The following is a 12248-nucleotide window of genomic DNA, read 5'->3' on the forward strand; positions in this document are numbered from 1 at the left end:
TACATTTTATCGCAGAGGGCGAGTACTTTTGTACAGCATGTTATCTGAAGTCTATGAGCACTCAGGCTCAACAGGGAGGAATTATGGCTAAATACATATTTGTCACAGGCGGGGTTGTTTCATCGTTAGGTAAAGGTATTACGGCAGCAGCATTAGGGCGTCTGCTGAAAAACCGTGGTTTTAAGGTCACGATTCAGAAGTTTGATCCGTATATCAACGTGGATCCCGGAACTATGAGCCCGTATCAGCATGGGGAAGTATTTGTTACCGATGATGGCACGGAAACAGATTTGGATTTAGGTCATTATGAACGCTTTATCGACATTAACCTGGGCAAGAACTCTAACGTTACGACCGGTAAAATTTACTGGTCTGTACTGCAGAAAGAACGGCGCGGCGATTATTTGGGCCACACCGTCCAGGTCATTCCCCACATTACGAATGAAATTAAAAAACGTGTGTATCGCGTAGGTGATGACGATAATGCCGATGTCGTCATTACAGAAATTGGCGGTACTGTAGGCGATATCGAAAGCCTGCCGTTCCTCGAAGCAATCCGCCAGATCAAAAAGGAAGTCGGCCGTAACGACGTGCTCTACATTCACGTTACACTGGTACCGTATATTGGTGCTGCCGGCGAATTGAAGACAAAACCGACACAGCACAGTGTCAAAGAACTGCGCGGTATTGGCATTCAGCCGGATATCATCGTGTGCCGTACAGAACGGCCCTTGTCGGATGAAATGAAAGATAAGCTGGCTCTGTTCTGCGATATTGATAAAGAAGCTGTTATCGAAAATAAAACACTCGACAGCATTTATGAAGTACCGCTCCTGCTTTCTGACGAAGGTCTCGACCGCATTGTCTTGGAAAAGCTTGACCTGCCCAATAAACCGTGCGATATGGAAGACTGGAAAAAAATGGTCTATGCTATTTATCATACGGAACACGACCTCAACGTTGCCCTCGTTGGTAAATACGTAGCCCTGCACGATGCATACCTCAGTGTCGCTGAAGCACTCAGCCATGCAGGCTATGCCTATAAGACGAACGTTCATATCAAATGGATCGATTCGGAAACCTTGGAAGAAGACGGCGTAGATTTGGCTGAAGTATTCAAAGGTATGGACGGCATCGTCGTTCCCGGCGGGTTTGGTAACCGTGGCGTAGAAGGGAAGATCAAGACGGTTCAGTATGCACGGGAACACAAGATTCCGTACCTGGGCCTGTGCCTGGGCATGCAGTGCGCCGTTATGGAATTTGCCAGAAACGTAGCCGGTATGAAGAATGCTACGAGCTCGGAATTCCATGAAGACGCGCAGTATCCGGTTATCGATCTCATGCCGGATCAGGTCGACGTAGAAGAAAAAGGCGGCACTATGCGTTTGGGCCTTTATCCGTGCAAACTTGTAGAAGGCACGAAGGCACGGGAAGTGTACGGCCAGGACCTGATTTATGAACGCCATCGTCATCGCTGGGAATTCAATAATAAATACCGTACGGAATTGACCAGCAAGGGTTTAATTATTTCCGGTACTTCGCCAGACGACCGCCTGGTAGAAATCGTAGAATTACCGGATCACCCCTATTTCGTAGGCTGCCAGTTCCATCCGGAATTTAAATCCCGCCCGACAAAAGCGCATCCGCTCTTTAAAGGCTTGATCAAAACGGCCTTAGAATTAAAAAATAAATAAGTCTGTCCGTGGTACAGGAATGGCACTAGCCACTCCTGTACCATTTTTTTATGACAGCGCCACGACGGGAAGCATGAATAAGCACTACTTTGTATTATTTTTTCACATAATTAATATGCTATTTTTACATCATTAAAAAACGGATAAACGTATTACGTACGAACGTGTATAGAAATGGAATAATGCTCGTAAAACCTAAAGAATAAATAAAGAAAGGCTGAATAACCGGGATAAATCATAAGGTTTTTCCCTGTTTGTGAAGATAAAATACATTCGGCAGACGCATCTCTATATGCCGACCTTGCTATAATTTTCACGTTGAATAATGAAAGAGATAATGATATAATTATGTCGATTGAAAGTGAATGATTGTCGTTGTAACAAGCGGTTTCTACAGGAGGCCGTTTGTCCGTATGACAGCAGGAGTGCCGCGCAATTTGTCTCTATTGGACGACTGGGCGGGGTTTGGACTGCAGAAAACCGGCAGGATGTTATAGATACATTGCTGGCTGCAGGGTCATCAAGCGTCATATTTGGATTGCCATAGCCGTGCTTATGCGCTATGGCATCAGCAGCGCACCGAAAACAATCTGTTTAAAAACTATCGACAGGTTGCAGATTGATCAGGGGCGTGAAGACTGGCAAGTGCCGTGATTCCAGGTATGCTGCTTATTGTTTTTATTTTTCATTATATCTGATGAGGTGATTTTTGATGTTGAATACCTTTAAAAGAGGTGGGGTCCATCCTGACGATGGGAAGATCTATGCAAAGGATAAAGCCATAGAAACCCCGGCAATACCGGATCAAGTAGTCATCCCGATGAGCCAGCACTTTGGTACCCCTTGCACACCGATTGTAAAAGTTGGGGATCATGTAAAAAAAGGGCAGCTCATAGGTACGAGTGACGCATTCCTTTATGCCGACATCCATGCGTCTATTTCCGGCGATGTTGTCAAAGTGGCGCCTATGCCGCACAATATGATGGTCACATGCATGTCTGTGGTTATCAAATCGGATGGCAAAGACGAATGGGCTGACGGGATACCGGAAGAACATGACTGGAAACAACTCGATAGCAAGGAAATCATCGAATTGATCAAAAAGGCCGGCGTTGTTGGCTGCGGCGGTGCCACGTTCCCGGCTCATGTAAAATTCACACCGAAGAAACCTGTCGATACGTTTATTGTCAATGGGGCAGAATGCGAACCCTATTTGACGTGTGACTACCGGGCTATGGTGGAAGACGAATATGTCAACAAATTAGTAACCGGTGTCCAGATCATCATGAAAGCACTGGGGGTAAAGCAGGGCTTCATTGGTATTGAAGATAATAAGCCTGAAGCTATCAGCAAGCTGACCGAAGCCTTCAAGGATATTCCTGAAGTAACGGTAAAAGCCTGCAAGACGAAATACCCGCAGGGTGCTGAAAAAATGATGATCGAAGCCATGACCGGCCGTCAGGTTGAACCGGGCGGATTGCCTATGCACGTAGGCTGCGTCGTCAGCAACGTAGGTACGGTTATTGCCGTTACGGATGCCGTTTGCCATGGTATTCCTTTCATTCAGCGTCTGACCACGGTAACCGGCGATTGCATCAAAGAACCGAAAAACCTCGCCCTGCGTATTGGTACTCCTTTCCAGGAAGTTATCGATTACTGCGGTGGTTTCTCGCAGACTCCAGACCGTGTTATTGGCGGTGGCCCGATGATGGGGCTGGCCCAGTACCAGCTGGATGTTCCTATTACGAAAGGCGCTTCTGGTATTCTTGCTTTGTCTCCGGAAAAATGCCAGGTTGGCGAAGAAGAACCTTGTATCCGTTGTGGTCGTTGTGTTGAAGCATGTCCGATGGGCCTTATCCCAAGTCAGCTGAGCATCTTCTCTTCCTGCGCAGCTTGGGATAAATGCATGGAATACGGTGTTATGAACTGCGTAGAATGCGGCAGCTGTGTCTATACCTGCCCGGCTAAACGTAATATCGTACAGTATATCCGTAATGCGAAAGCACAGTGCAAAGCTATTCAGCGTGAAGCCCAGGCAAAGGCCGATGCGCAGAAGGCTAAGAAATAATTGGAAGAAGGGATATCATGAGTCCAGAAGCAAAAGGACAAACTATAGGAAAGGATGCTAAAGACATGCAGGAATTAAAACTTACTGTATCATCTTCACCGCATGTTCGCTGTAACGAAAGCATTCCTAAAATCATGTGGAATGTTGTAGCGGCTCTCGTGCCGGCTGCTGCGTTCGGCGTATATTACTTCGGTATCAACGCTCTTGTAAACATCATCGTCGCCGTCGTATCGGCTGTCGTTTTTGAATTCTTATGGGAAAAAATGATGCACAAGAAGGTTACCATTAAGGATGGCAGTGCTGTCATCACCGGTCTTCTTCTTGCTATGTGCTGCCCGCCGAGCCTGCCTTGGTGGATGAGCATCGTCGGTTCCTTCTTAGCCATCGTCGTCTGTAAACAGTCCATGGGCGGCTTGGGCTATAACCTCTTTAACCCGGCTCACGTTGGCCGTGCCGGCCTGATGGTTTCCTGGCCGGTTGCCATGACAACATGGACCCAGCTCAATGGCCAGGTTATTGATGGTGTTGCCGGTGCTACACCGTTGAACGTATTCAAACACGGTGGCCAGGATGCACTGTTCACTCTCTTTGGTGCTAACGATTGGGGTTCCATTTACCAGAGCATGTTCTTCGGTATGCGCAATGGCTCGATGGGCGAAACCTGCACCGTACTGCTTATCCTCGGCGGCCTGTATCTCATTTGGAGAGGCTATGTAAACTGGCAGGTACCGGTTATCATGATTGCCACCGTTGGTATTCTCATGGCAATCATTTACCAGAGCCCGAACGTTGCTCTCTTTGAAATGATGGCCGGCGGCCTTATTATCGGCGCTTTCTTCATGGCTACAGATATGGTATCGGCTCCTATTACGCTGAAAGGCCAGATGATCTTTGCCTTAGGCTGTGGCCTCATTACCGTATTGATCCGTGTTCTCGGTGGTTATCCGGAAGGCGTTTGCTATTCCATCCTGCTCATGAATACACTGACTCCGCTCATTGACCGTCTGGTTAAACCGCAGGTCTTCGGCGCAGTAAAGGCAAAGGGGGCTAAATAAAATGGCAGACAAAAAAGAAGGCGGCATTTTTAAGATTGCCCTGAACCTTATTCTTACCTGTCTTGTATCCGGCTGTATCATCGGTGCCGTATATTTTGTTACCGGCCCGATTGCTACAGCTAAGGCTGCAGAAATGAAAGAACAATCCATGAAGGAACTCGTACCGCAGGCTGATAAATTCGTTCCTGTCGAAGGCAAAAAAGATACGTACATTGCCGAAAAAGGTGGCCAGAAGGTTGCCTTCATTATTCCGACAGAACCGAAAGGCTATGGCGGACCGATCAAATTGCTCACAGCTGTTTCTACTGATGGCACTGTATTGGATTATACCGTACTCGAAGCAAACGAAACTCCGGGCCTCGGCGACCGTGGTGCTAAATCGCCCTTTAAAGATCAGTTTAAAGGCAAGAAAGTAGAAAACCTGGAAGTAACGAAGGATGCCGGTGTCAAAGACAAGATTCAGGCTATGACGGGTGCGACCATTTCTTCCCGCGCATTCACCCGCGGTGTAAAAGAAGCTGTTGAAGAAGCAGCACAGATGGGGGGTAAATAATAATGAATCTTTGGAAAGTATTTAGTAGAGGCATTATTGAAGAAAACCCATACTTCGTATTAGCTTTGAGCTTGTGCCCTGGCCTGGCCGTTACAACCAGTGTTATCAATGGTTTAACAATGGGTCTGACAGTATGGTTCGTTATTACCTCGAACAACGTCGTTGTTTCTATTATCCGTAAGACAATCAACAAAAAGGTACGTGTACCTGTTTACATTACTTGTATTGCTACCATCGTAACGTGTGTACAGCTTTTCCTCCAGGCTTTTGCCCCGGATCTGTACAAAGCTCTTGGCGTATACCTCGACTTGGTCGTCGTATTTGCTATCATCCTGGCCCGCGCTGAATCCGTTGCTTCGAAGAACGGCGTACTCGTTTCCTTCCTCGATGGCATGGGCATGGGCGTCGGCTTTACAATTGCTATGTTTGTCATTTCCTTCGTACGTGAACTTATCGGTAACGGCACGCTCTTCGGCGTTGATGTCTTTGGCCCGAGCTACATGCCAGCCCTGATCCTCGCTTTGCCGCCTGGAGCCTTCATGCTCATCGGTTTCATGATGGCCGGCGTCAAGATGTGGAACCAGTCGCGTGAAAAAGCCAAACAGTTAAAAGCAATGGAAGGGAGTGAAGGATAATGGGCGCATATTTTACGCTGTTTATCGGGGCTGTTCTGATTAACAACTTCGTATTGACCAAGTTCCTGGGCCTGTGTATCTTCTTCGGTGTTTCCAAGAACCTGAACGCATCCATCGGGATGGGCTTTGCCGTAACGTCCGTTATTACTTTAAGTACGATTTTGGCCTGGCTCGTTTATAACTTTGTCTTAGTTCCCTTGGGACTGACATTCTTACGTACGATTACCTTCGTTGTTTTGATTGCCAGCTTTGTACAGCTGCTCGAAATCATCATCAAGAAAGAATCGCCGACATTGTATAACATGTGGGGGATTTACCTCATGCTGATTGCAACGAACTGTATCGTATTGTCCGTACCTGTTATCAGTGTTACCAACGATTATAACTTCGTTCAGAATATCGTATTTGCCGTTGGTTCCGGCTTAGGCTTTGCTTTGGCCTTGATCCTCATGGCAAGCTGCCGTGAAAAACTGGACTATGCAGATGTACCTGAAGCACTGAAAGGCACACCTATTGCCTTCGTCGTAGCCGGTATGCTCTCGCTTGCTTTCCTCGGCTTCTCCGGTATGATTTAACTAACGCAAAGGAGTTGGAAAACCTATTATGAATTATGCGTTCATAGCCATCATGGCCGTTGTTATCATGACTTGCGTAGGTATCGTGTTTGGTTTCGTCCTCGCATTGGCTGATAAGAAATTTGCCATGGAAGAAAATCCGCTCATTGGCGAAGTAAAAGAAGCATTACCGCAAGGTCAGTGCGGTGCATGTGGTTTCGCCGGTTGTGCCAAATATGCAGAAGCAGTTGTTCTTGACCCGGATGTTCCGCCTAACCTTTGCGTACCTGGCAAAGCGGAAGTTGCTGCTGTTGTCGCTAAATTGACAGGTAAAGTAGCAGAAGCTACAGAACCTAAATATGCTCACATCAAATGCCGTGGCGGTAATGGGATTGCCAAAATGGCCTTTGAATACAAGGGTGTTCATGACTGTGCTGCTGCCAAATTGGTACAGCAGGGTCCGAAAACGTGTAAGTTCGGCTGTCTTGGTTTTGGCAACTGCGTCCGTGCCTGCCCGTTCAATGCCATGAGCATGGGCCCGAATGGTCTCCCTGTTGTCGACCGCAAGATGTGCACAGGCTGCGGCAAATGTGCTAATACCTGCCCGAACCATGTTATCGAATTGCTGCCTATGAGTGCAAAAGTCAGCGTAAGCTGCAGCTCCAAAGACTTTGGTGCTGTTGCCATGAAGAATTGCAAAGCCCTTTGCATCGGTTGCGGTTCTTGCATGAGAAACTGTTCCTTGAAGGAAGAAGAAGGCGTAAAAGTCGTCGACCATCTCGCTATTGTCAATCAGGACGTATGTCATCACTGCACGAATGCTACGTGTCTGACTAAGTGCCCGACCGGCGCTATTGGCGAAATGCTCAAAGGTGTCTTCAAGAAAGAAGAAAACGTAGGTTAATATGGATCTGAAACGCTATGCCCGCTATATAAGTGTGGCTGCGCTCTTGATCGTACTCAGCTGCTCCGGATGCGCCTTGCATTCGGAGCAGTCTTACGATAAGAGTGCGATTGCCATGGATACGACTGTGCAGCTGCGCGCAGAAGGGAAAGAAGCGAAAGAGGCTGTGGAAGAAGGCCTCACGCGCATACAGGAAATAGATAAATTGGCCAGTGCCCAAAATCCGGACAGTGATGTAAGCCGCATCAATGCAGCCGCCGGACACGAGTATGTACAGGTCGACCCGGGCATCTATGAAATGATTGCCATCTCTAAGGACTATTCCGTCAAGACGAACGGTGCCTGGGACATTACCGTAGGGGTGATTACGAACCTATGGGATATTGGCAATGACGGCCAGCACATTCCGAGTGACGCGGAAATTGCTGCCGCCCTGGAGAAGGTCAATTACAAGGATATTCTCCTGCGGCCGGAAGACCACAGTGTCATGCTGGCCAAGGCAGGCATGTCCATCGATCTCGGTGGCATTGCCAAAGGCTACGCAGTCGACGAAATACGTAAAATATACGAGGCCCATCACATTGAAAGCGGCCTTATCAATATGGGGGCCAGTTCCATGTATGCTGTCGGCAAGACCAGCAAGGGCAAGCCTTGGAACATCGGTATCCGCCATCCGCGTAACGACGATGCCAATACGTATTTAGGGATTATTGCCATTGAAAACCAAGCCCTCGGTACGTCTGGGGATTATGAACGGTATTTCATCCAGGATGGCGTACGCTACCATCATATTTTCGATCCCCGTACGGGACGGCCGTCGCGTTCCGGTGTCATGAGCGACTCTGTCGTCATCGATGGCAGTGTGCCACACGCAGGCATGCTGAGTGATATGTTTACGACGATCATTTTTGTTTTGGGGCCGGAAAAGGGAATGGACTTCATCAATGGTATGGATGGTGTGGAAGGGGAGATCACCGGTGAGGACAACACCCTTTATATGACACCTGGATTTAAAAAACACTTTTCTGATATGAATGGAGATTTTCATCTGGCACAATAAATCTATTTTAGAAAAATATGCCCCTGATTCTTGGTGTATAAGCGAGCAAAAATAAAGGAATTCAATAAAATCTAAATTATATATTTACATTTCCTTTAGAATGTAAGATAATATACCTATACATTAAGTAGAAGAATATACAATTTAAATTGTAAGGGGATGTTACCTGAATGGATCATATTGATGAAAAGATACTGACTATCTTAAAAAAAAACGGCAAGGCCTCGGCGACGGAAATCAGTCGTGTTGTAGGACTCTCTATACCGGCAGTATCAGAACGTATCCGCAAGATGGAACACAACGGCATTATTGAAGGCTATGGTGCTAAGATCAGCCGCCGTAAGACTGGCTACAACGTAACCGCCTTTATTATGGTAAACTTAGAACGATCCGGTGATGTAGAGGAATTCCGTCAAAAGATTGTAGAATTTCAGCAGGTGCTGGAGTGTCATCACGTAGTAGGTGCTTTTGATTATCTCTTGAAAGTGCTCGTAAAGACGCCGGACGATTTGGAACATTTCTTAATGGATGAATTGAATGAAATCCCCACGGTGGCTTCATCTCAAACATTTATGTGTCTTTCTACGCTGAAAGAAGAATGGAATGTAGAAATACCGTAAGGTAAAATAAAAAAGACGAACCGGTATTTCGGTTCGTCTTTTTAACATACCCGTATCAGGCATCGAGGATCTTGCCATCGAGAGAAATGGTAACGACCTGCCAGGGAATGAACTTGCCGCTGTTCTGCAGGGCTTTTTTCCAGCCATTTCCAGGCCGCCGCAGCAAGGAACTTCCATGCGGACAATGGTAACATCTTTAATATTATTGCTCTTGATGATTTCCGTCAATTTTTCAGAATAGTCCACGCTATCCAGCTTCGGGCAGCCTACGAGGGTAATCCGGTTACGGATGAAATCGTCGTGGAAACGTGCATAGGCATAGGCTGTGCAATCTGCTGCAATGAGGAGACGGGCACCGTCGAAGTAAGGCGCATGGACCGGTACGAGTTTGATCTGGACAGGCCATTGCTGCAATTGGGATACGCTGGCACCCGGAGCTGCTGTAGCTGCCGCTGCCGGTACTTCGTGCTGCAGCGTGCGCATATTGCTGCCGGGGCAACCGCCAGCCGGGGCTGCCGGTTGGTGGAGTACGCGGGAGCGGCTGCCGGGACAGCCACCGGCCGGTGCTTTAAGGCCCCGTTCCTTCATGTGAACAGCTACGGCATCGGCATCATAAGCAGCTGCTTCGCGTTCTTCAAAGGTAATGGCTCCTGTAGGGCAATGGGGCAGACAGTCACCCAGGCCATCACAATAATCATCACGCAGCAACTGGGCTTTACCATTTACCATGCCAATGGCACCTTCATGACAGGCTTTGGCGCAGAGGCCGCAGCCGTTACATTTTTCTTGATCAATATGAATAATTTTCCGTTTCATCGTACATCCTCCCTCTCAGACGCAGTACTCATAATCAGGCTTGGTTCTTTTATATTACAGGCCGTACCTGTTTCTGTTGATGTAGTAAGTATAGTATGAAACGACGTAATTTGCTGTTGTACAAACAACAACGAGGTGAAACAATGGAAAAATATGTACAAGTATTACAAAAGACAGCACTTTTCCAGGATATAGAACCGGGAGACATCGTGCAAATGCTGCGGGATATGGGCAGCCATCGCCATAGCTATGAAAAAGGGAGTTTTGTCTTTTATGCAGGCGATGAAGTAAATTCCATCGGTATCGTCCTCAGCGGGACGGTCCACATTGTACAGGAAGACTATTGGGGAAACCGCAATATCCTGACAGCCGTTTCGGCCGGAGGCATGTTTGCTGAAGCCTTTGCCTGTCTGCGTGGTGTCCGTTCAGCCGTCGATGTAGTCGTCATGGAAAAGTGTGAAATACTTTTTATCGATATCAACCGGATTCTGCAGGCCGGCGTGGCCTTTACGAAAGCGCAGGAGGCCTTCGCAGCGAATCTCCTCGGCGTACTGGCTAGTAAGAATATGATCCTTACCAAGAAAATCCGCTATATGTCCCAGCGTTCTACGCGTAAGAAGCTCATGGTTTATCTTTCTGATGAAGCAAAAAAACGTGGGAAAGATACGTTTTCTATCAATTTTAACCGGCAGCAGCTGGCTGATTTCCTTTCTGTAGACCGGTCAGCCATGTCCGCTGAGCTGAGCCGTATGAAACGTGACGGGCTCATCGATTACAACCGCGAATGGTTTACCTTATTGAGTGAAGAGTAACCGAAATGCCAAAAGGCTGCCTGCAGGCAGCCTTTTTCAATACATTCATTTTAAGTGGGGGAGAATGTGTCCCATTTTGTTTTTCTTTGTTTCCAGGTAAAATTCATCGAATTTTTGCGGTGCCATTTCGATCGGTACGCGTTCGACGATTTCTACGCCAAAGCCTTCGAGACCATAAATCTTCAGGGGATTGTTGGTAAGCAGCCGCAATTCCCGGGCTCCCAGGTCCTGGAGAATTTGGGCGCCAATCCAATATTCGCGCAAATCCGGCGCAAACCCCAGCTTTTCATTGGCTTCTACTGTATCGTAGCCTTGTTCCTGTAAGGCATAGGCCTTTAGTTTATTGATCAGACCGATACCACGGCCTTCCTGCCGCATATAGAGGAGAATACCGCGGCCTTCTTTATTGATCTGCGTCAGCGCTGCGGCTAACTGTTCACCGCAATCACAACGGCACGAGCCGAAAACGTCGCCCGTCAGGCATTCGGAATGGACGCGGCAGAGGATGTTTTTGCCGTCTCCAATGTCCCCTTTGACGAGAGCTACATGATGTTCGCCTGTGAGATCGTTGATAAAGCCATAAATCTTAAACTCGCCGAACTTGGTCGGCATGGCAGCAGCGGCTTCGCGGATGACATGCTTGTCGTGACGGCGGCAATAATTCTGCAAATCGTGGATCGTAATGAATTTCAGATGATGCGTTTCGGCCAGTTTCCAGAGGCCGTCAGCGTGCATGATTTCACCGCGGTCGTCCAGAATTTCGCAGCAGACGCCGACCTGCTTCAAACCGGCCAGGCGCAGGAGATCGAGCGTTGCCTCCGTGTGTCCGTTTCGCCGCAGTACACCGCCTCTGACACCGACGAGGGGAAAGAGGTGGCCCGGGCGGGTAAAGCTCGTTGGTGTCGCTTCATCTGACGCGGCCAGGCGGATTGTACGGGCCCGGTCTTCTGCTGTAATGCCCGATTCGACGTCGGCAGCATCGATAGAAATAGTGAAGGCCGTGTGATTGTTATTCTTATTATCACTGACCATCTGCGGCAGGCCCAATTTATACACGTATTCCTGGCTGACAGGCAGGCAGATCAGGCCCTTGGCATTGGTGAGCATAAAGTTGATATTTTCCGGCGTGCAGAACTGGGCAGCGCAGACAAAGTTGCCTTCGTCTTCCCGTTCGGGATCGTCTGCAACGATGACAATCTGGCCAGCCTGCAAGGCCTCGATAGCTTCTTCGATGGTATTGTGTTTCTTTTCGTTTGTATCCATGTACAGAACCTCCTACATATATAAAAGCCCTGATCACCATAGGTGTTCAGGGCTTTCCAGTAACAAAGATCACGACAGGCAAAACACTGCCGGATATCTTCATTCATCCAGACTGTACTGTCGGTTTTGGAATTGCACCAAATCGTACACTTGCGTGTTCGCGGACTTTACCGCCGGTCGGGGATTACACCCTGCCCTTGAAGATTACTTTATT

Annotated in this window: 12 protein-coding genes and 1 riboswitch; of the genes, 10 read left to right on the forward strand and 2 right to left on the reverse strand. The window is 47.9% G+C overall.

Features of this window, described 5'->3' with window-relative positions:
* Positions 1-83 precede the first annotated feature (83 nt).
* The 9 genes from pyrG (at position 84) to PGX44_RS08275 (ending at position 9143) form a co-directional block, all read left to right on the forward strand.
* Entirely contained in the window at positions 84-1694 is a 1611-nt protein-coding gene (gene pyrG / locus PGX44_RS08235; RefSeq protein ID WP_186502367.1) for a CTP synthase, read from the forward strand.
* Between the two features lie 712 nt (positions 1695-2406).
* Positions 2407-3762 (forward strand): electron transport complex subunit RsxC, encoded by a 1356-nt coding sequence (gene rsxC / locus PGX44_RS08240; RefSeq protein ID WP_498854995.1) that lies wholly within the window; start codon positions 2407-2409, stop codon positions 3760-3762.
* Positions 3763-3779: 17 nt separating this feature from the next.
* On the forward strand, positions 3780-4817 hold the full coding sequence (locus PGX44_RS08245; RefSeq protein ID WP_186504126.1) for an RnfABCDGE type electron transport complex subunit D: 1038 nt from the start codon (positions 3780-3782) through the stop codon (positions 4815-4817).
* 1 nt (position 4818) lies between these two features.
* Entirely contained in the window at positions 4819-5370 is a 552-nt protein-coding gene (locus PGX44_RS08250) for an RnfABCDGE type electron transport complex subunit G (RefSeq protein ID WP_498854996.1), read from the forward strand.
* Between the two features lie 2 nt (positions 5371-5372).
* Entirely contained in the window at positions 5373-6005 is a 633-nt protein-coding gene (gene rsxE / locus PGX44_RS08255; protein ID WP_186504124.1) for an electron transport complex subunit RsxE, read from the forward strand.
* On the forward strand, positions 6005-6580 hold the full coding sequence (locus tag PGX44_RS08260; RefSeq protein WP_498854997.1) for an electron transport complex protein RnfA: 576 nt from the start codon (positions 6005-6007) through the stop codon (positions 6578-6580). The genes rsxE and PGX44_RS08260 overlap by 1 nt, the downstream gene beginning before the upstream one ends.
* 28 nt (positions 6581-6608) lie before the next feature.
* Positions 6609-7463, forward strand: a complete 855-nt coding sequence (gene rnfB / locus PGX44_RS08265) for an RnfABCDGE type electron transport complex subunit B (protein WP_186504118.1) — start codon at positions 6609-6611, stop codon at positions 7461-7463.
* Between the two features lie 115 nt (positions 7464-7578).
* On the forward strand, positions 7579-8523 hold the full coding sequence (locus tag PGX44_RS08270; RefSeq protein ID WP_498855019.1) for an FAD:protein FMN transferase: 945 nt from the start codon (positions 7579-7581) through the stop codon (positions 8521-8523).
* A gap of 170 nt (positions 8524-8693) precedes the next feature.
* Complete coding sequence (locus PGX44_RS08275; protein ID WP_498854998.1) at positions 8694-9143, forward strand: Lrp/AsnC family transcriptional regulator; 450 nt, start codon at positions 8694-8696, stop codon at positions 9141-9143.
* Here PGX44_RS08275 and PGX44_RS08280 read toward each other — a convergent pair.
* Positions 9081-9959 (reverse strand): ATP-binding protein, encoded by an 879-nt coding sequence (locus PGX44_RS08280; RefSeq protein ID WP_498854999.1) that lies wholly within the window; start codon positions 9957-9959, stop codon positions 9081-9083. The genes PGX44_RS08275 and PGX44_RS08280 overlap by 63 nt on opposite strands.
* A 143-nt stretch (positions 9960-10102) precedes the next feature.
* On the opposite strand from PGX44_RS08280, the gene PGX44_RS08285 reads away from it, so the two are divergent.
* Positions 10103-10771 (forward strand): Crp/Fnr family transcriptional regulator, encoded by a 669-nt coding sequence (locus tag PGX44_RS08285; RefSeq protein WP_498855000.1) that lies wholly within the window; start codon positions 10103-10105, stop codon positions 10769-10771.
* Between the two features lie 45 nt (positions 10772-10816).
* Here PGX44_RS08285 and PGX44_RS08290 read toward each other — a convergent pair whose 3' ends face one another.
* A complete protein-coding gene (locus tag PGX44_RS08290; protein WP_498855001.1) occupies positions 10817-12034 on the reverse strand; it encodes a bifunctional 3,4-dihydroxy-2-butanone-4-phosphate synthase/GTP cyclohydrolase II in 1218 nt (405 codons plus the stop codon).
* 92 nt (positions 12035-12126) lie between these two features.
* Positions 12127-12242: riboswitch (FMN riboswitch) on the reverse strand.
* Between the last annotated feature and the right edge of the window lie 6 nt (positions 12243-12248).

This window comes from Caecibacter sp. AF58-12pH5A (assembly GCF_027681725.1).
Taxonomy (GTDB): Bacteria; Bacillota; Negativicutes; order Veillonellales; family Megasphaeraceae; genus Megasphaera; species Megasphaera hominis.

What these genes read in the sequence shown, in the direction of transcription:
- pyrG (WP_186502367.1), top strand. Translation starts at nt 84, where the DNA reads ATGGCTAAATACATATTTGTCACAGGCGGGGTTGTTTCATCGTTAGGT.
- rsxC (WP_498854995.1), top strand. Translation starts at nt 2,407, where the DNA reads ATGTTGAATACCTTTAAAAGAGGTGGGGTCCATCCTGACGATGGGAAG.
- PGX44_RS08245 (WP_186504126.1), top strand. Translation starts at nt 3,780, where the DNA reads ATGAGTCCAGAAGCAAAAGGACAAACTATAGGAAAGGATGCTAAAGAC.
- PGX44_RS08250 (WP_498854996.1), top strand. Translation starts at nt 4,819, where the DNA reads ATGGCAGACAAAAAAGAAGGCGGCATTTTTAAGATTGCCCTGAACCTT.
- rsxE (WP_186504124.1), top strand. Translation starts at nt 5,373, where the DNA reads ATGAATCTTTGGAAAGTATTTAGTAGAGGCATTATTGAAGAAAACCCA.
- PGX44_RS08260 (WP_498854997.1), top strand. Translation starts at nt 6,005, where the DNA reads ATGGGCGCATATTTTACGCTGTTTATCGGGGCTGTTCTGATTAACAAC.
- rnfB (WP_186504118.1), top strand. Translation starts at nt 6,609, where the DNA reads ATGAATTATGCGTTCATAGCCATCATGGCCGTTGTTATCATGACTTGC.
- PGX44_RS08270 (WP_498855019.1), top strand. Translation starts at nt 7,579, where the DNA reads ATGGATACGACTGTGCAGCTGCGCGCAGAAGGGAAAGAAGCGAAAGAG.
- PGX44_RS08275 (WP_498854998.1), top strand. Translation starts at nt 8,694, where the DNA reads ATGGATCATATTGATGAAAAGATACTGACTATCTTAAAAAAAAACGGC.
- PGX44_RS08280 (WP_498854999.1), bottom strand. Translation starts at nt 9,959, where the DNA reads ATGAAACGGAAAATTATTCATATTGATCAAGAAAAATGTAACGGCTGC.
- PGX44_RS08285 (WP_498855000.1), top strand. Translation starts at nt 10,103, where the DNA reads ATGGAAAAATATGTACAAGTATTACAAAAGACAGCACTTTTCCAGGAT.
- PGX44_RS08290 (WP_498855001.1), bottom strand. Translation starts at nt 12,034, where the DNA reads ATGGATACAAACGAAAAGAAACACAATACCATCGAAGAAGCTATCGAG.